The 17719-nt window shown below is 62.4% G+C and carries 17 protein-coding genes; 5 read left to right on the forward strand and 12 right to left on the reverse strand.

Features of this window, described 5'->3' with window-relative positions; translation table 11 throughout:
• Positions 1-68: 68 nt before the first annotated feature.
• From htpX to pyrC, 4 genes are all read right to left on the reverse strand, one after another.
• Positions 69-941: a protease HtpX gene (gene htpX / locus E2583_RS14715; RefSeq protein ID WP_291596940.1), complete on the reverse strand. Its 873-nt coding sequence runs from the start codon at positions 939-941 to the stop codon at positions 69-71.
• 73 nt (positions 942-1014) lie between these two features.
• Positions 1015-1833: a DUF3025 domain-containing protein gene (locus E2583_RS14720; RefSeq protein ID WP_291597069.1), complete on the reverse strand. Its 819-nt coding sequence runs from the start codon at positions 1831-1833 to the stop codon at positions 1015-1017.
• 14 nt (positions 1834-1847) lie between these two features.
• On the reverse strand, positions 1848-2726 hold the full coding sequence (locus E2583_RS14725; RefSeq protein WP_291596942.1) for an NYN domain-containing protein: 879 nt from the start codon (positions 2724-2726) through the stop codon (positions 1848-1850).
• A 149-nt stretch (positions 2727-2875) separates the two neighbouring features.
• Complete coding sequence (gene pyrC, locus E2583_RS14730) at positions 2876-3925, reverse strand: dihydroorotase (protein ID WP_291597071.1); 1050 nt, start codon at positions 3923-3925, stop codon at positions 2876-2878.
• Positions 3926-4075: 150 nt separating this feature from the next.
• Between pyrC and E2583_RS14735 the strand changes: the two genes are divergently transcribed.
• Together E2583_RS14735 and rocF are read left to right on the forward strand one after the other, a co-directional pair.
• A complete protein-coding gene (locus tag E2583_RS14735) occupies positions 4076-5182 on the forward strand; it encodes an ornithine cyclodeaminase (RefSeq protein ID WP_291596944.1) in 1107 nt (368 codons plus the stop codon).
• 13 nt (positions 5183-5195) lie between these two features.
• Positions 5196-6149 (forward strand): arginase, encoded by a 954-nt coding sequence (rocF, locus tag E2583_RS14740; RefSeq protein ID WP_291596946.1) that lies wholly within the window; start codon positions 5196-5198, stop codon positions 6147-6149.
• 71 nt (positions 6150-6220) lie between these two features.
• On the opposite strand, the gene E2583_RS14745 is transcribed toward rocF, so the two are convergent.
• The 5 genes from E2583_RS14745 to E2583_RS14765 form a co-directional block, all read right to left on the reverse strand.
• Positions 6221-6958: an amino acid ABC transporter ATP-binding protein gene (locus tag E2583_RS14745; protein WP_003051120.1), complete on the reverse strand. Its 738-nt coding sequence runs from the start codon at positions 6956-6958 to the stop codon at positions 6221-6223.
• 24 nt (positions 6959-6982) lie between these two features.
• Positions 6983-7654: an amino acid ABC transporter permease gene (locus E2583_RS14750; RefSeq protein WP_280040338.1), complete on the reverse strand. Its 672-nt coding sequence runs from the start codon at positions 7652-7654 to the stop codon at positions 6983-6985.
• A gap of 1 nt (position 7655) precedes the next feature.
• A complete protein-coding gene (locus tag E2583_RS14755; RefSeq protein ID WP_291596950.1) occupies positions 7656-8408 on the reverse strand; it encodes an amino acid ABC transporter permease in 753 nt (250 codons plus the stop codon).
• Positions 8409-8522: 114 nt separating this feature from the next.
• Positions 8523-9422 carry a transporter substrate-binding domain-containing protein gene (locus E2583_RS14760; protein ID WP_291596952.1) on the reverse strand — a complete coding sequence of 300 codons (900 nt, stop codon included), beginning with the start codon at positions 9420-9422 and terminating at the stop codon, positions 8523-8525.
• A 430-nt stretch (positions 9423-9852) separates the two neighbouring features.
• Positions 9853-10803: a LysR family transcriptional regulator gene (locus E2583_RS14765; RefSeq protein ID WP_291596954.1), complete on the reverse strand. Its 951-nt coding sequence runs from the start codon at positions 10801-10803 to the stop codon at positions 9853-9855.
• Positions 10804-11227: 424 nt separating this feature from the next.
• On the opposite strand from E2583_RS14765, the gene E2583_RS14770 reads away from it, so the two are divergent.
• From E2583_RS14770 to E2583_RS14780, 3 genes are all read left to right on the forward strand, one after another.
• Complete coding sequence (locus E2583_RS14770; RefSeq protein WP_291596955.1) at positions 11228-11791, forward strand: TRAP transporter small permease; 564 nt, start codon at positions 11228-11230, stop codon at positions 11789-11791.
• Positions 11788-13086 (forward strand): TRAP transporter large permease, encoded by a 1299-nt coding sequence (locus tag E2583_RS14775; protein WP_291596956.1) that lies wholly within the window; start codon positions 11788-11790, stop codon positions 13084-13086. The genes E2583_RS14770 and E2583_RS14775 overlap by 4 nt, the downstream gene beginning before the upstream one ends.
• Before the next feature lie 197 nt (positions 13087-13283).
• The gene (locus tag E2583_RS14780) at positions 13284-14321 is read left to right on the forward strand and encodes a DctP family TRAP transporter solute-binding subunit (protein WP_291596957.1); all 1038 of its coding nucleotides are present in this window, start codon (positions 13284-13286) and stop codon (positions 14319-14321) included.
• Positions 14322-14594: 273 nt separating this feature from the next.
• Here E2583_RS14780 and E2583_RS14785 read toward each other — a convergent pair whose 3' ends face one another.
• The 3 genes from E2583_RS14785 to E2583_RS14795 form a co-directional block, all read right to left on the reverse strand.
• Positions 14595-15536, reverse strand: a complete 942-nt coding sequence (locus tag E2583_RS14785; RefSeq protein ID WP_291596959.1) for a 2-hydroxyacid dehydrogenase — start codon at positions 15534-15536, stop codon at positions 14595-14597.
• Positions 15537-15629: 93 nt separating this feature from the next.
• A complete protein-coding gene (locus E2583_RS14790) occupies positions 15630-16598 on the reverse strand; it encodes a PDR/VanB family oxidoreductase (RefSeq protein WP_291596961.1) in 969 nt (322 codons plus the stop codon).
• A 30-nt stretch (positions 16599-16628) separates the two neighbouring features.
• Positions 16629-17708, reverse strand: coding sequence for a Rieske 2Fe-2S domain-containing protein (locus E2583_RS14795; protein WP_291596963.1), 1080 nt, complete (start codon positions 17706-17708; stop codon positions 16629-16631).
• Between the last annotated feature and the right edge of the window lie 11 nt (positions 17709-17719).

Below are 17719 nucleotides of genomic sequence, written 5' to 3' on the forward strand. Positions count from 1 at the left end.
CCGGTTGTTGACAGGGGCTTGTGAAGCAGCGGTAAAGACCGGCTACTGCCGTTTACAGATCCGTGGGATCAACGGGCATTTTGCAGTGCAGCAATGCGTTGTTCGATGGGGGGATGGGTCGAGAACAGCTGGCCGATGCCGCCTGTAATGCCCATGGCTGCCACGCTTTTTGGCAGCTCGCCCGGATGCATGCCGCCCAGACGGGCCAGCGCATTCATCATGGGCTGCTTGCGACCCATGAGCTGGGCGGCCCCCGCGTCGGCACGGAACTCGCGCTGGCGCGAGAACCAGGCCACGATGATGGCGGCCACAAAGCCCAGCAGGATATCCAGCACCACGGTGGTGATCATGTAGCCGATGCCGGGTCCCGTGCTTTGCTCGTCGTTGCGACGCAGAAAGGAATCGACCGCATAGCCGATCACCCGCGAGAGGAAGACCACAAAGGTATTCATCACGCCCTGGATCAGCGTCATGGTCACCATGTCGCCATTGGCGATGTGGGCCACTTCGTGACCGATCACGGCCTCGACCTCTTCACGCGTCATGCCTTCGAGCAGACCGGTGGACACCGCCACCAGGGCCGAGTTCTTGAAGGCGCCGGTCGCAAAGGCGTTGGGCTCGCCCTCATAGATGCCGACTTCGGGCATGCCGATGCCGGCCTTCTCGGCAAAGCCGCGCACGGTGTTGACGATCCAGGCCTCGTCGGCATTGCGCGGCTCGTTGATGACCTGCACGCCCGATGTCCACTTGGCCATGGGCTTGGAGATCAGCAGCGAGATGATGGCACCGCCAAAACCCATGATGAAGGCAAAGCCCAGCAGGGCGCCCAGGTTGAGGCCGTTGGCAGTGAGGTAGCGGTTGACGCCCAGCAAGCTGGCGACGATGCCCAATACCGCCACCACGGCGATATTGGTCAGTAGAAATAAGGCAATACGTTTCATCGAGGGTGTACTCCACACAGGGGACAAAATGACCAGAACCCTTGAGGCACCGCCTGTGCAGGGCGAATGCGCATCAAGCCAGTTCTCTTTCTGGCCGTACCCGTTGTTGTGTTGTTTGTGCGGTACGTGGGGCTCGGAAAACTAGAGAGTCATCATAGAAGGAAAAGTTCTGGTTTTGCAGGCACCAGTCCGGGATTCCCAATATGGGAATTGGTAGATAGGGCTTGTCGGCCAGATTACAAGACTGTGTGCGCAGCTGTTCGCACAACCAGCCATCGGCCTCGGCCGGCGATGCCAGGCGCGGCGCCTGCTGCGTCGGTACACAGATCACATGCGCCGTGATGGCCTTGCGCGGCTGGACCAGCTTTTCCAGCAGGGCATGGCCTATGGGCAGGAAACGCGCCTGCTCCCACAGCGCCCGCCGGCCCACGAACAGCTCCTGCCAGCGCTTGTCGCGCAGCGCATCGCACAGAGCCTGAGGCGCCAGCAGCAGGCCGCCGTTTTCGTCCAGCACCGTGATCGAGTCGCGCAGGCGCCCGCGCTGCGCTCCCACGCCCTGGCGCGCTATCTCGGCTGCCTGCAGCGCGTTGAGCCGCTGCTTCAGTAGCGGCCAGTGCAGCCAGACCAGGCCGTTGAAGAAGTCATGCAGGTTGTCGCGTGTGGGAATGCAGCGCCGGCTGTGGATAAAGGCCTCATAGGCCTCACCGGCAGGCAGTTGCAGCTGATCGACAAACTGCCAGCCCGGCAGCAGTCCGTGGGCGGCAGCGACCTCCTGCAAGGCCCGGGCCACGCCGGCACCGCCCAGCACCTGCTCATGCACCTGGCGACCCAATGCTTGCAGCGGGGCCAGCCAGGGGGCCTGCCAGTCGATGGCCCAATCCCAGGACGCCATGGCCGTGGGCTGCCTCAAGCTGCCTCCTCCCGGAGTCCGCGCAGATCGCGCACCGCCACGCGGGCCGTACCTTCGTCACGCAGCTCGAACGCCTGGGTCGCGGCCATGAGCTTGGTCAGCGATGCATAGCCATAGTTGCGCGCATCGAAGGACAGCTTGTTGCCGATATGCGTACCCACCGCCGCCACACGCGCCCAGCCGGCCTCGTCCTGGGTGGCCTTGACGGCATCGCGCAGCATGGCAATGAGCTGCCTGTCTTCCTTGAGCAAATGCGAGGGCACGCGCAGCGTGGTGCAGGCCGGTGCGGCCACACCGGTGCCGCCAGCCACCCGGCCATTGCCGGTACTGGGATTCGGCCCCAGCGCAGGGCTGGCTGCGGTCGCTGCGCGCGTCAGGGCGTCAGCCTCCAGAGCCTCACGGCGCTCGCTGCGACTGACAATGCCGTCGCCCAGCTCCTTGAGCGCATCGAAATACAGAAAGCGCGAACAGGCGTTGACGAAAGCCTTGGGCGTCTGCTCCGCCCCGAATCCATAGACGGCAGCGCCCTTGGCGCGCAAATGCATGACCAGCGGGGTGAAGTCGGCATCCGAGGAGACGATGCCGAAGGCATCGGGCTTTTCGGTATAGAGCAGCTCCATGGCATCCACCGTCATGGCCATGTCGGTCGCGTTCTTGCCCTTGGAGTAATCGAACTGCTGCATGGGCCGCACGGCATATTCGAGCAGCTTGCTCTGCCAGCCATGCAGACCGGCCTTGGTCCAGTTGCCATAGGCACGGCGGATATTGATCAGGCCGAAGGTGGACAGCTCGGTCAATATCTCGTCAATCATCTCCGCGGGCGCGTTGTCCGCATCGATCAGCAAGGCAATCCTGGGCTGGACATCGTTGGGCATGCAATCTCCTGAGCGCTGTTTGGCCAAGCCTAACCGAGGCCTTGCGTAAAGCCAAATTAAAAAAGGAGCAGCTTGCGCAACTCCTTTCTTGATTTCAGACCGAAAACACCTTTGATTCAAGTGAACACAGGCGCTTACAGCTACTGTTTTTAATCCAGCATCTTCCAGGGCAAGGCTTCGCCAAAGCGCAGAGGCTTGAGCTGCGCACCTTCGCCGTATTCAAAGCTCACGGGAGGTGTCCAGCTTTCCTTGACCAGGGTGATGGTGTCGGTGTTGCGTGGCAGGCCGTAGAAATCGGCGCCGTTGAAGGAGGCAAAGGCTTCCAGCTTGTCCAGGGCGCCAACGCCGTCAAACACCTCCGCATACATCTCGATGGCGGCGTGAGCGCTGTAGCAGCCGGCGCAGCCGGTCGCGGCTTCCTTCAGGTGCGCGGCATGGGGAGCGCTGTCCGTGCCCAGGAAGAATTTGCTGCTGCCGCTGGTGGCGGCCTGCACCAGTGCCAGGCGATGGGTTTCGCGCTTGAGGACCGGCAGGCAATAGAAGTGCGGTCGCACGCCGCCCAGGAAGATGGCATTGCGGTTGAACAGCAGATGCTGGGGCGTGATGGTGGCCGCCAGGAAATCGTCGGCGGCGGCCACGTACTCGGCGGCTTCCTTGGTCGTCACATGCTCCATGACGATCTTGAGCTCGGGGAAATCCTGGCGCAGAGGCTTGAGCTGCTGCTCGATGAACACCGCTTCGCGGTCGAACAGGTCGATGCTCTGATCGGTCACTTCACCGTGTACCAGCAGGACCAAGCCTTCGCGCTGCATGGCTTGCAGCGTCGGGTAGATCTTGCGCAGATCGGTCACGCCATGGTCGGAATTGGTCGTGGCACCTGCGGGATAGAGCTTGCAGGCCACCACGCCAGCCGCCTTGGCGCGCACGATTTCGTCGGGGCCCAGGTTGTCCGTCAGATACAGCGTCATCAGCGGCTGGAACCGGCTGCCTGCGGGCACCGCCGACAGAATGCGGGCGCGGTAGTCCGCTGCCATCTCCGCCGTGGTGACCGGGGGCTTGAGGTTGGGCATGATGATGGCACGGCCCATCTGGCGGGCAGTGTGCGGCACCACACAGCGCATGGCATCGCCATCGCGCACATGCAAGTGCCAGTCATCGGGGCGGGTAATCGTGATGGTCTGCTGAGTCATGGCCGATATTGTCCCATCTTCGCTGACGACAGTCCTGCAGCCAGCAGCGTGCGCATGCGGACCGGAATGGGTCCGGGCACGGCCCAGGCTTCACCCGTCTGGCTTTTCTCTGGCGTTCGGCACAGAAATCCTCAAGAATGAAGCCAAGGAGGATGTCTTATGTCGATTCCTCAAGCCTTGCCCGGCACCCCATTGCGGACCGACTTTCTCAGCGCCAGCGATGCGGCCCGGCTGGTCGCGCGCATCGGCATTCCCCAGGTGCTGCGTCTGGTCTGCGAAGCCCTGGAAGCGGACTTCGGCCGCTGGCAGGACTTCGACAAAAGCGCGCGCACCGCCGCCCATTCCGCCAGCGGTGTGATCGAGCTGATGCCGGTGGCCGATGCGCGGGACTACGCCTTCAAATACGTCAATGGTCACCCGCACAATCCGCGCCTGGGCCTGCCCACCGTGATGGCGTTCGGCGCACTGGCCGATGTCGCCACCGGCATGCCGCGCTTTGTCAGCGAACTGACGCTGACCACGGCTTTGCGCACTGCCGCCACGTCCGCCATGGCCGCGCGCCATCTGGCGCGCGCCGGCAACCGCAGCATGGCGCTGATCGGCAATGGCTCGCAAAGCGAATTCCAGGCGCTGGCCTTCATGGAGCTGCTGGGCGTGCGCGAGCTGCGACTGTTCGACATCGACGTGGCGGCCTCGCAAAAGCTGCTGCGAAACCTGCAGCCGTTCCTGCCCGACTTTTGCGCTACGGCCATCATCTGCACCGGCGTGCGCGATGCCGTGGCCGGCACCGACATCGTGACCACGGCCACCGCCGACAAGACCCGCGCCACCATCATCCCCGGGCATTGGCTGGAGCCGGGCATGCATATCAATGCCGTGGGTGGCGATTGCCCCGGCAAGACCGAGTTCGATGCCAGCGCCCTGCAGCGCGCGCAGGTCTTCGTCGAATACGAGCCGCAGACACGCACCGAGGGCGAGCTGCAGCAAATGCCGGCCGACTTTGCCGTGACCGAGCTCTGGCGCGTGCTGCAGAAGCAGGCGCCAGGCCGGACTTCGGCTGCCCAGATCACCCTCTTCGACTCCGTGGGCTTCGCGCTGGAGGACTACTCGGCGCTGCGCACCATGTACCGCCTGGCTGGTGAAGCGGGCCTGCTGTCGCAGATCGAGCTGGTCCCCGAACTCGCCGACCCCAAGGATCTGTTTGCCATGGTCAGGCAGGCTTCGGGTCCTCAGGTCATCAATCTTGCAGCGCGTAGAACCGCCTGAATCGGAGCGTCCCATGACACACAACTCGTCCACACTGATCGGCCTGCCCACCGATGTCGGAGCCTCGCGCCTGGGCGCCGCCATGGGACCCGATGCCCTGCGCGTGGCTCAGCTCGGTCCGGCGCTTGAGCGACTGGGCGTGCAGGTCAGCGATCTGGGAAATCTGGCGGGCCCCGGCAATCCGCGTGGCGCGCGCGATGCCCAGGGCCTGCGCAACCTAGCCGAATGCCTGCGCTGGAACCAAATCGCACACGACGCGGTATTGAAGGTGCTGCAGCAAAACCGGCTGCCCATCGTGCTGGGCGGCGACCACACGCTGGCCACAGGCTCCATCAGCGCCGTGGCCCGTCATTGCCGCGCCACGGGCAAGCAGTTGCGCGTGCTCTGGCTCGATGCCCATTCGGATTGCAACACCCCTGAAAGTTCACCCACGGGCAACCTGCACGGCATGCCGGTGTCGAGCCTCTGCGGGCTGGGGCCTGTGGAGCTGGCTGCGCTGTCCGGAGCGACGCCCGCCCTGCCCGCCTCATCGTTCTGCCAGATCGGCCTGCGCAGCGTGGACGAGAGCGAGAAGCACATGATCCGAGAGCTGGGGCTGGAGGTCTACGACATGCGCGCCATCGACGAGCTGGGCATGCGTGAAGTGATGCGCCGTGCGCTGGTCAGCCTGCTGGGACGCAACGACAGGGACATCCATCTGCATCTGAGTTTCGACGTGGACTTCCTGGATCCCGATATTGCCCCCGGCACGGGCACACCGGTACGCGGCGGCCCCACCTACCGCGAGGCCCAGTTGTGCATGGAAATGATCGCCGACACCGGCCGCCTTGCATCGCTGGACATCGTGGAGCTGAATCCGGCACTGGATCTGCGCAACCAGACGGCAGAACTGGTGGTGGATCTGGTGCGAAGTCTTTTTGGCCAGAGCACGCTGATGCGCGAGCCGCGCGGCGTGCTGCAATGCTGAGCAACGGACCCCGCGCGAAGCCATGAAAAAAGGCGCTCCCACGAGCGCCTTTTTCGGATGGCCTTGCCGCATCAGTGCTGCAGGATCTTGTTGAGAAATTCCTTGGTACGCGGCTGGCGGTTTTCGGGGTGGCCGAAGAATTCCTCCTTGCTGCAGTCTTCCAGAATCTTGCCACCCACATCCATGAAGATCACACGGCTGGCAACCTTGCGTGCAAAACCCATTTCATGGGTCACGCACATCATGGTCATGCCTTCGTTGGCCAGGCCCATCATCACATCCAGCACCTCGCCCACCATCTCAGGGTCCAGCGCCGAAGTGGGTTCATCGAACAGCATGACGATGGGATCCATCGACAGCGCGCGCGCAATGGCCACGCGCTGCTGCTGGCCGCCGGAGAGCTGACCGGGGAACTTGTCCTTGTGAGCGGTCAGGCCCACGCGGTCCAGCATCTTGAGGCCACGGGTCTTGGCATCGGCCGCGCTGCGGCCCAGCACCTTCATCTGCGCGATGGTCAGGTTCTCCGTCACCGACAGATGGGGGAACAGCTCAAAGTGCTGGAACACCATGCCCACGCGGCTGCGCAGCTTGGGCAGATCGGTCTTGGGGTCGTGCACGGCCGTGCCGTCCACAAAGATCTCGCCCTTCTGGAAGGGCTCCAGCGCATTGATGGTCTTGATCAGCGTGGACTTGCCAGAGCCCGAAGGGCCGCACACCACCACCACCTCGCCCTTGTTGATATTGGTGGAGCAATCGGACAGCACCTGAAAGCTGCCGTACCACTTGGAAACGTTCTTGAGTTCAATCATTGCAATTCCTCAAAGGGAGCCGGCTTAACGGATGATGGCGATCTTCTTGTGCAGACGCTTGACGAACCAAGACAGTGCAAAGCAGATCACAAAATAGGTCACGGCAGCCGCCAGATAGGATTCGATGGGTCGGCCGAAGTTCTTGCCGGCAATTTCGAAGCCCTTGAGCATGTCGTAGGCACCGATCGCATAGACCAGCGACGTGTCCTGAAACAGGATGATGGTCTGGGTCAGCAGCACGGGCAGCATGTTGCGGAAGGCCTGGGGCAGCACCACCAGACGCATGTTCTGACCGTAGGTCATGCCCAGCGCCTGGCCGGCGAACACCTGTCCACGAGGAATGGACTGGATGCCGGCACGCATGATCTCGGAGAAATATGCGGCTTCGAAGGCCACGAAGGTGATGATGGCCGAGGTCTCCGCGCCGATGGGTCTGCCGATCAGCATCGGCATCAGCAGGAAGAACCACAGGATCACCATCACCAGCGGGATGGAGCGCATGCCGTTGACATAGATGGTGGCAGGCAGATCCAGCCACTTCTTGCCCGACAGGCGCATCAGCGCCAGCAAGGTGCCGAAGAAGATGCCGCCCAGCGTGGCGATCACGGTCAGAGACACGCTGAAGTACAGTCCCTTCAGCACAAAGTTGCTGAACAGATCCCACGAGAAAAACGACCAGTCGAGGTTGAGATTCATATCAGTGGCCTCCACCGCTGGCTGCAATCAGGCCGGGAACGCGAGAACGCTTCTCGATGAAGGCCATGATGCGGTTGATGATGAAGGCAGAAATCACATACAGACCTGTCACAGCCATATAAATTTCGACGCCACGGGCGGTCTCTTCCTGGGCCTGCATGGCAAACATGGTCAATTCGGCCACGGACACGGCAAATGCCACGGACGAGTTCTTGAACACGTTCATGGCCTCGCTGGTCAGCGGCGGAATGATGATTCGAAAAGCCATCGGCAGCAGCACATAGCGATAGGTCTGAAAGGTCGTGAAACCCACGGCCATGCCGGCATAGCGCTGACCACGTGGCAAGGCCTGGATACCGGAGCGCACCTGCTCGGCAATACGCGCCGACGTGAAGAAACCGATAGCGAACACCACCAGCACAAAGCCCGGCAGGGACTTCATGGCCGGGAAGATGGCCGGAACCACGTGGTACCAGATGAACACCTGGACCAGCAAGGGAATATTGCGGAACAGCTCCACCCAGGCATTGCCCAGGCGCACGATCCACGGACGGTCGGGCAAGGTACGCAAGGTACCGATGACTGAGCCCAACACCAGAGCAATGATCAGCGACAGCAAAGCCACCGACACGGTCCAGCCCCACGCCGACATCATCCAGTCCAGATAGGTGATGTCGCCGTTCTTGCCAAAACAACTCTGCCCGACCTCTTGGGTAATGGTGTCCTGACAGAACACCTGCCAATCCCAACTCATACGAGCACCTCTTTCATTCTTGGTTTATGAGGGCAAACGCTCACACCGGCCCTCGCAACAAAAAAGCCCCTTCTAACCGCTTGGCAGAAGGGGCGGTACACCTATAGGGCGGAATTACTTGACTTCGTAAGCTTCCATGGGCTTGTCGTTGGGGTGAGCCCACGCATCCTTGGTGGCCGCCGAAAGTGGCAGGCCCACCTTCACGTTGTTGGGGGGAATCGGCTGCAGGAACCACTTGTCGTACAGCTTGGTCAGCGAACCATCCTTGATCTGACGCACGATGGAGTCATCCACTGCCTTCTTGAAGGCGGGATCGTCCTTGCGCATCATGCAGGCGATGGGTTCCACCGACAGCACTTCACCCACGATCTTGTAGTCGTTGGGAGCCTTGGACTTGGAGATATTGGCGGCCAGGATCGAACCGTCCATGATGAAAGCGTCGGCACGCCCGGTTTCCAGCATCAGGAAGCTGTCGGCGTGGTCCTTGCCCATCACTTCCTTGAAGGTCAGGCCATCGGCGCGCTTGTTCTTGCGCAGGGTCTGAACGGAAGTCGTTCCCGTCGTGGTCACGATGGTCTTGCCGTTCAGGTCCTTGATGCCGGTGATGCCAGAGTTGGCACGGGTGGCGATACGCACTTCTTCCACATAGGTGGTGAAGGCGAAGGCTGCGTCCTTCTGACGAGCCGTGTTGTTGGTGGTGGAGCCGCACTCGATGTCCACGGTGCCGTTCTGCACCAGAGGAATACGGTTTTGCGAAGTCACGGGCTGGTACTTCACTTCCAGCGCTGTCAGGCCCAGTTGCTTCTGGATGTCCTTGAGGATGCGCTCACCCATTTCGGTATGGAAGCCCACATATTTGCCATTGCCCAGCGTATAGCCCAGGCCGGACGACTCACGCACGCCCAGAGTGACGCTGCCGGTGGACTTGATCTTGGCCAGGGTGTCATTGGCCTGTGCAAACACGGTGCCAGTTGCCAGTGCGGTTACGGCGATGGCCAACAAATGCTTCTTCATACGGATCTCCTATTGGTAAGGACCAAAAACGCTTGCCACTCCTTAACGCATCGCCCTTTGTGAGGGTGGACAGGTTGCGTTAACAAATGTACTGCACACATTGTGCAGTCATGAAGATGGCTGAATTGCAATCATTTCTAAGACTTTTCCCGTAGGGAATTCAGGAAGGCAACCACCTACTCACCGCCTCAATCTTGTGTTGCAAAGCAGCACCTCTTTTTGTGCAAGCTGCGAACTCTAATGCTTTCGTGATTTCACAAGCCAATGCCGATGGCAAAAATCCTTATGCACAACTTGCATATTCAGTATTAACCCGATGCATAACATTAGGGTTTTCACCAGGAAAATGCCGGAAATCACGACCCGATGGGCATACAAGCAAAAAAAGGGCCAGTTGGCCCTTTTGGAAGAAAAGCAACACTCGATCAGGTTACACAGCCTTGACCTCGCCACCGGCAATCTCGCCCTGCTCCTTGAGGAAGTTCCAGAGCGCGGCGGCACCCCCCTGGGGGGCATCGCCTGTGGGTTTTTCCCGATAGGCACGCACTTCCATGTCCATCTGAAAACCGGTCACCCCCTCGGGCACGGCGCGCACCAGCCGGCCGGACTCCAATTCGCCACGTACTGCGCTGTAGGGTAGAAAGGCCACGCCATGGCCCTCAAGCGCCATGGCCTTGAGGCCCTCGGCCATGTCGGTTTCATAGACACGCTCCAGGTGCACGGCCTCGGCCGCCTCCTTGAGGATGAGCTCCGTCACGCGGCCCAGATAGGCGCCAGCGGCGTAACCCAGGTAGGGCAGCGGCTGGCCCTGGCGCCCGGGCAGGACAAAGATGGGGTTTCCGTTCTCGTCCGGCTTGGAGTAGGGAGCCAGAACCTCATGCCCGAGGCTCACCATTTCATAGCGCGAAGGGTCCAGCTGGAATGGCTGGGAAGAGTGGTAGTAGGCAATCAGCAGATCGCAGCCACCCTCCACGAGGCGCATCACCGCATCGTGCACATTGAGGGCGAACAAACGGCTGCGGAAGGGTCCGAACTTCTCGTGCACGGCCGACACCCAGTTCGGGAAAAACGTGAACGCCAGCGTATGCGGCACAGCGAAGCCCACCATGCCCTTGCCTGCACTGACGTGGGCGCGCAGCATGGTGCGGGTGCTCTGCAGGGACTGCAGAATCTCCAGCGCCTGCTCGTACATGGTCTTGCCTGCTGGCGTCAGTCGCGTCGGGTACGAGCTTCTGTCGACCAGATCCGTGCCCGCCCAGGCCTCCAGCGCCTGGATGCGGCGCGAGAACGCAGGCTGCGTGACGTGGCGCAGCTGGGCCGAGCGGCTGAAACTGCGGGTTTCAGCAAGGCTGACAAAATCTTCAAGCCATTTGGTTTCCATAGACTGTCATTATCCGCTGCCCCGCACCAAAGCTGTGCAACGGAGGTCATCCTTGTTGGCGGCTAAACGGGACACCGCACGGACTCGGCGCCAAGCCCGCCCTACTCTTCAGACCCTAGGGTAATGCCTGCTGCCCGACGTAAGCCATGCGACATAGATACCTTGATAATATTTGCTCACATCTATCCGGTGTGTCGACTCGCTCCAAGCCGTCCCGGCGCACAACGCCGCGAAGGTCAAGGAACAACATAAGGACTTGCGCAAACAAGAATGCAACAACGGCCAGCCTCCCGAGGCAATCGTCTTGCCTGAACCCGTTTTGCGTAAGTCATGAACATAAGGGCATTTTCATCGAGTGCGCGCGGATCACGCCATTCTGGCGAGCTGCCCTGACCCCTGTGTGTTTTTCTGACTTTCCGCGTTCATGTCCTCCACTCCTCCCGAGACCGATGGTGCCGCCGATGCCGGCTCGCGCCCGGACGAGCCTCGCTCCCTGCGCATTGAAGACTGGCTGACCGTGATCATCATGGCCGCCCTGGCCCTGATCACGTTTGCCAATGTGCTGGTGCGCTACTTCACCAATTCTTCTTTTGCCTGGACCGAGGAAATCTCCGTATTTCTGATGATTTTGCTGGCCCTGGTCGCAGGTTCCGCCGCTGTGGCCCGCAATCAGCATATCCGCATCGAGTTTTTCTCGGACAGCGGATCCGCCAATCGCCGCAAGGCTCTGGCACGGTTCGGCTCGCTGATGGTGGCGCTGCTGTTTGCCATCATTGCCGTGCTCAGCGTGCGCGTGGTCTGGGACGACTTCCGCTTCGAGGAGACCTCGCCCGGCATCGGCCTGCCCCAGTGGTGGTATTCGATCTGGCTGCCCGTGGTCTCCGCCCTGATCACGCTGCGCGCCATCGGCCTGTTCATCCGCCAGGGCAAGCCCGGCGCCTTCCCTGACGAGCCCGTGGAAAAAGACCACAGCAAGGAGATCGCATGATCGCCACCTTGCTGTTCGTGGCCTTTCTGGGCCTGATGTTCATCGGCGTGCCCATCGGCGCGGCCCTCGGCCTGGCCGGGGCGGCCGCGATTGCCCTGGCCAATGCCGATACGCAGTGGTTCGGCCTGCTGGCCGTGCCGCAGAACTTCTACGCCGGACTGGGCAAATATCCGCTGCTGGCGATTCCCATGTTCGTGCTCGTGGGCTCCATCTTCGATCGCTCGGGCGTTGCGCTGCGGCTGGTGAACTTTGCCGTGGCCATCGTGGGCCGAGGCCCGGGCATGCTGCCGCTGGTGGCGATTGCCGTGGCCATGTTCCTGGGCGGCATCTCGGGGTCCGGGCCGGCCAATGCGGCGGCCGTGGGCGGCGTGATGATTGCCGCCATGAGCCGCGCGGGCTATCCCAAGAGCTTCTCCGCCAGCGTGGTCGGAGCGGCCGCAGCGACGGACATCCTGATTCCGCCTTCGGTGGCTTTCATCATCTACTCGGTGCTGGTGCCCGGCGCTTCGGTGCCGGCCCTTTTCGCGGCCGGCATGGTTCCCGGCGTACTCGCCGGCATTGCGCTCATCATTCCAGCCGTGTGGATGTCGCGCAAGCACAAGATGGGTGCGCTCGAAGCCTCCATGCCCCGACCGCCGTTCTGGAGGAGCCTGCGCGAGGCCTCCTGGGGCCTGGCTGCTCCGGTGCTGATCCTGGGGGGCATGCGCATGGGCTGGTTCACGCCCACCGAAGCCGCCGTGGTTGCCGTGTTCTACGGGCTGTTCGTCGGCATGGCGATTCACCGCACCATCGGCGTGCGCGACCTCTTCCCGATCCTGCGCGAAGCGGGCGAGCTGTCCGCCGTGATCCTTCTGGTGGTGTCGTTGGCCGGCATTTTCGCCTTCTCGCTGTCCACCCTGGGTGTGATCGATCCTGTGGCCAATGCCATCGTGAATTCCGGTCTCGGCGAATACGGCGTTCTGGGGCTGCTGATCCTGCTGCTGATCACCGTCGGCATGTTCCTCGACGGCATCTCGATCTTCCTGATCTTTGTGCCGCTGCTGCTGCCCATCATGAATCACTACCACTGGGATCCCGTCTGGTTTGGCGTGATCCTGACGCTCAAGGTGGCGCTGGGCCAGTTCACGCCGCCACTGGCCGTGAATCTGATGGTCAGTTGCCGCATCGCCGGCGTGCGCATGGAGTCCACCGTGCGCTGGGTGGGCTGGATGCTGCTGTCCATGTTCGCGGTGATGATTCTGGTCATTGCCTTCCCGCAGCTCGCGCTCTGGCTGCCGGCAAGACTTGGCTATTGATTCCCGGAGCGGCTATGCCTGGGCGGCCCCGCCACGCCCCTCTGTTTCGCTGCGCGGGAAAGGGACGACACCAGCGCTGCTGGCGCGGCCAGCTTCGGTCCTTGCGCGGTGTCCGCGGAGATGGGTCATGCATTTTCCATGTGCAATGCATCTAACAAGCAAAGCATTTTTTCGTTTCTGAAAGGGAGACAAACCAAATGAAACTTCGTACCTTCCTCGCATCCGCCGTGGCGACAGCCGCCGCTCTGGCTTTTGCTTCGCCCCTGGCCATGGCCCAGGCCAAGTACAAGAGCGAATACCGCATGTCCCTGGTGCTGGGCACGGCCTTCCCCTGGGGCAAGGGCGGCGAGCTGTGGGCCGACAAGGTGCGCGAGCGCACCCAGGGCCGCATCAACATCAAGCTCTACCCCGGCACCTCGCTGGTGCAAGGCGACCAGACCCGCGAGTTCTCCGCGCTGCGCCAGGGCGTGATCGACATGGCCGTGGGCTCGACCATCAACTGGTCGCCCCAGGTCAAGTCGCTGAACCTGTTCTCCATGCCCTTCCTCTTCCCCAACTTCAAGGCCGTGGATGCCGTGACCCAGGGCGAAGTGGGCCAGGAAATCTTCAAGACCCTGGAAAAGAGCGGCGTGGTGCCTCTGGCCTGGGGTGAGAACGGCTACCGCGAAATCTCCAACTCCAAGCACGCCATCAAGACACCTGCCGACCTCAGGGGCATGAAGATCCGAGTCGTGGGCTCGCCCCTGTTCCTGGACACCTTCACGGCCCTGGGCGCCAACCCCACGCAGATGAGCTGGGCCGATGCCCAGCCCGCCATGGCCAGCGGCGCCGTGGACGGCCAGGAGAACCCTATTGGCGTGTACATGGCGGCCAAGCTGCAGTCCGTGGGCCAGAAGCATCTGACCATGTGGGGATATATGAACGATCCGCTGATCTTTGTGGTGAACAAGGACATCTGGAACAGCTGGACACCGGCTGACCAGGCCATCGTCAAGCAAGCCGCGCTGGATGCCGCCAAGGAGGAAATCGCCATCGCTCGCAAGGGTCTGGTCGAAGCAGACAAGCCTCTGCTCAAGGACCTGGCCGGCCTGGGCGTGACCGTGACCACGCCTAACGCTGCCGAGCGCGAAGCCTTTGTCAAGGCCACGCGCCCCGTGTTCGACAAGTGGAAGAGCCAGATCGGCGCACCGCTGGTCGACAAGGCCGAAAAGGCCATTGCAGCCAGTCAGAAATAAACTCCCCCTGAGCCGCTACGCGGCTTCCCCCTCTCTCTTCGGGAGGGGGACGACACCCTCGCTGCGGGGCGGCCCTTGCTCGGTGTCCCTCGCCTTGGGCTGCGCCAGCTGCACGGCGCCGCAGATGGTAAAAATCCCCGCACGGCTTGCCGTGGCGGGGATTTTTTGCTATGAATATCAAAGCTACAAGCGCTTTGTATAAGGTATTTTCAATGCCAAATCGTATTGAAATACAACAACATCAAGCGCAAAAAGCTTTCAATTCAATAGCACTCAGATGGGCGAGACCAAGGGCTTGCCATCCAGATGGCAGCGCATATTGGCGATGAAGCGGTCCACCGAGTTCTGCACCGCCTCGGGCGACCAGCCGCCCACATGGGGCGTCAGCACCACGGCGTCCAGAGCCATCAGTTCCTGCGGTGGCAGCGGCTCGCTCTCGTAGACGTCCAGCCCGGCACCGGCCAGACGGCCTGCGCGCACGGCTTCGGCCAGCGCTGCGGTATCGACCACCGAACCGCGAGCGATATTCACCAGCACGCCTTTCTCGCCCAGCGCCTCGAGCACCTCGGCATTGATCAGATGGCGGGTGCCAGTGCCACCGGGCGTGGCCACCAGCAGCACATCGGCCCAGGTAGCCAGCGCCAGCAGATCGTCAAAGTAGCGGTAGTCGACACCCTCGCGCGGCTTGCGGTTGTGATAGCCGACGGGCATGTCGAAGGCGGCAGCGCGCCTGGCGATCTTGGCGCCGATCTGGCCCAGTCCCACGATGCCCAGGCGCTTGCCCGAGACATTGGCCGGCAGCGGCAGGGCCGAGCGCCAGATGCCGGCGCGCGTGGCCTTGTCCAGCTTGACGATGCCGCGCACCGCGGCGATCAGCAGGCCCATGGCGTGGTCGGCCACGCAGTCGTCGTTGGTGCCCACGCCGTTGCCGACGGCAATCCCGTGCGCCTTGGCATGGGCCACATCGATGTTCTCATAGCCCGCGCCCATGGCGCAGACCAGCGAAAGCCCGGGCATGCGCTGCATCTGCGCGGCCGACAGGCCCGTCGCACCAATCGTGCACACGCATTTCACGCGCGCGCCGTGGGCGGCGATTGCGGCCTCGGCCTGATCGGCATCGGGCGCATAGATCACATCAAAGTCGGCAAAGGTCTGCTCCATCTGCTGCAGATGGGCGGGGACCTGGAGATTCAGAACTAGCAGGGCAGGCTTCATGGCGGGAACGCGGCGCTTTCATGGAAAACGCCTATTTTGAGCAGGCTGCGCCAGCCCTGCCCGCGCATGGTCAAAACCTGCCCACGTCCTGCATCACAGATCCAGCACCAGACGGCCGGACCTGGCACGCGAGCAGCAAGGCAGGAACTGGTCGTTGGCCGCCTGCTCGTCTTCGGTCAGATACATGTCGCGGTGATCGGGCTGACCCGAGATGACGCGCGTCAGGCAGGTGCCGCAGACGCCCTGCTCGCACGAGGTCTGGACGCAGACGCCGATGGACTCCAGCGCCTGCACCACGGTTTGCGCCGGCGTGACGCGCACCACCTGGCCGGTGCTGGCGACTTCCACCTCGAAGCTCTCGTCGTCGGCACGGTGCTCCACTTCGGCAGCAAAGAATTCATAGTGCAGTTGCTCCGCAGGCCAGCCCGCCGCTCGCGCCGTGTCGAGCACGGCGTCCATGAATCCCTTGGGACCGCAGACATACAGATGCTGACCATGGTCTCTTTGCTGCAGCAGCTCGCCCAGTCCCAGCGATGACTTTCCATTCGCGTCATCCACATGGATCTGCGCCTTGTCGGCCCAATGCGCCGCCTCGATGGCCTGGACGAACGCCATACGCTCACGCGAGCGACCACAGTAATGCAAGGCGAAATCCGCACCGTCACGCGCCAGTTGGCGGACCATGGCCAGAATCGGCGTGATGCCGATGCCGCCTGCCAGCAGCAAATGCTTGCGGGCCGGCGCATGCAGCTCGAAATGGTTGCGCGGGTGGCTGATGGTGATCTGCTGGCCGGCCTGCAGCTGCTCATGCACGGCCGCCGAGCCACCGCGCGAGGCGGGCTCGCGCAGCACGGCAATCACATAGCGATCCAGCTCTGCCGGGTCGTTGCTCAGCGAATACTGGCGCACCAGCCCGCCAGGCAGGTGCACATCGATGTGCGAGCCGGCACTGAACGGCGCAAGGTTGCCGCCGTCCAGGGCCCGCAATTCCAGGCTGCAGATACCGGCTGCCTGCTCCTGCTTGTGCGCAATGCGCACCTCAACCGTGGTTTCACTCTTCATCTCGGGTACTTCTCTTTTGCTTGTGCGTCACTAGGCCATCGCCTGCGAGGCTTGCGCGCCAGCCTGGCGCAACCGCTCAATCACGCGCCGCGCACGGTTGGGCCCCACATCCACGTGGATATCCACCACGGCGCGTGAACCAAACCGCTGCTGGTTGCGGAACTGGGCTTCGATGACCACCTTGTCTTCCTCGAAAGTGGCCGCCGTCTGATCGATCACCAGCTGCGTGGTGTCCTGCATCTGCGGATGCGGATTGGTCGCAATCGTCCAGAAATAATGCGCGCTGGTCTCCGTCTCCGGCGTCACGCCGTGAAAGCCGCGCATATGGAATCCTTCGCGCGCCGGGTTGTCCAGTCTGTCCTGGCCGGCATCCATGGCACCGGTCCAGATACGCACATGCGAGGGATGGAACTCCACCTCCTGCCAGCGGTCGATGCGTCCCCGGAAAGGCCAGGCCTGTGCATAGGTCGGCGGGGGATCGGAGTCAGGCATCCAGCGCACAACCCTCACGCAATCCCCGTGCTGACTGACCTTGAGATCCGCGTTCATGTGAACCCGGGCGTTGCCGCCGATGGTCTTGAGGTGCACATAGCCCAGATGGCTCAGATCCAGCAGGTTGTCATGAATCAGCTGATAAGGCGCGTCGTAGTGGTACACGCCACCACCAAAACGATATTGCGGATCGCTGTGCACGGCATAGGCCGGCGGCTGCGTGCCCGGCACGGAGTCCGGCGTGGCCCCCATCCATATCCAGAGGATCTGGTCGCGTTCGCGCAGATCGAAGGACTGCACGCAGGCCTTGGCCGGAATCCGTTCCTGGCCCGGTATTTCGAGGCACTGCCCCTCATGACTGAAGAGCAGGCCATGGTAGCCACAGCGCAGCCCCGCCGCTTCCACCGTGCCACAGGACAGCGGCAACTCGCGATGACAGCAACGATCCTCAAGGGCCGCGACCCGACCATCTTCCGTGCGGAACAGGACCACAGGCCGGCCCAGCAAGGTACGCGCCACCGGCTGGTCCTTCAGCTCCCAGGCAAAGCCTGCCACATACCATTGATCCAGCGGAAAAGCCGGCACGCTTGCGCTCATGGGTTCAGAAATCCGGTTCATCGACATCCTCC

It is taken from the genome of Comamonas sp., from assembly GCF_009360615.1.
GTDB lineage: Bacteria > Pseudomonadota > Gammaproteobacteria > Burkholderiales > Burkholderiaceae_C > Comamonas.

Excerpts from the sequence above, each read along its gene's own strand:
- htpX (WP_291596940.1), bottom strand. The coding sequence starts at position 941 with ATGAAACGTATTGCCTTATTTCTACTGACCAATATCGCCGTGGTGGCG.
- E2583_RS14760 (WP_291596952.1), bottom strand. The coding sequence starts at position 9,422 with ATGAAGAAGCATTTGTTGGCCATCGCCGTAACCGCACTGGCAACTGGC.
- E2583_RS14780 (WP_291596957.1), top strand. The coding sequence starts at position 13,284 with ATGAAACTTCGTACCTTCCTCGCATCCGCCGTGGCGACAGCCGCCGCT.
- E2583_RS14745 (WP_003051120.1), bottom strand. The coding sequence starts at position 6,958 with ATGATTGAACTCAAGAACGTTTCCAAGTGGTACGGCAGCTTTCAGGTG.
- E2583_RS14795 (WP_291596963.1), bottom strand. The coding sequence starts at position 17,708 with ATGAACCGGATTTCTGAACCCATGAGCGCAAGCGTGCCGGCTTTTCCG.
- E2583_RS14775 (WP_291596956.1), top strand. The coding sequence starts at position 11,788 with ATGATCGCCACCTTGCTGTTCGTGGCCTTTCTGGGCCTGATGTTCATC.
- E2583_RS14725 (WP_291596942.1), bottom strand. The coding sequence starts at position 2,726 with ATGCCCAACGATGTCCAGCCCAGGATTGCCTTGCTGATCGATGCGGAC.
- E2583_RS14765 (WP_291596954.1), bottom strand. The coding sequence starts at position 10,803 with ATGGAAACCAAATGGCTTGAAGATTTTGTCAGCCTTGCTGAAACCCGC.
- E2583_RS14755 (WP_291596950.1), bottom strand. The coding sequence starts at position 8,408 with ATGAGTTGGGATTGGCAGGTGTTCTGTCAGGACACCATTACCCAAGAG.
- E2583_RS14750 (WP_280040338.1), bottom strand. The coding sequence starts at position 7,654 with ATGAATCTCAACCTCGACTGGTCGTTTTTCTCGTGGGATCTGTTCAGC.
- E2583_RS14790 (WP_291596961.1), bottom strand. The coding sequence starts at position 16,598 with ATGAAGAGTGAAACCACGGTTGAGGTGCGCATTGCGCACAAGCAGGAG.
- E2583_RS14770 (WP_291596955.1), top strand. The coding sequence starts at position 11,228 with ATGTCCTCCACTCCTCCCGAGACCGATGGTGCCGCCGATGCCGGCTCG.
- rocF (WP_291596946.1), top strand. The coding sequence starts at position 5,196 with ATGACACACAACTCGTCCACACTGATCGGCCTGCCCACCGATGTCGGA.
- E2583_RS14785 (WP_291596959.1), bottom strand. The coding sequence starts at position 15,536 with ATGAAGCCTGCCCTGCTAGTTCTGAATCTCCAGGTCCCCGCCCATCTG.
- E2583_RS14720 (WP_291597069.1), bottom strand. The coding sequence starts at position 1,833 with ATGGCGTCCTGGGATTGGGCCATCGACTGGCAGGCCCCCTGGCTGGCC.
- E2583_RS14735 (WP_291596944.1), top strand. The coding sequence starts at position 4,076 with ATGTCGATTCCTCAAGCCTTGCCCGGCACCCCATTGCGGACCGACTTT.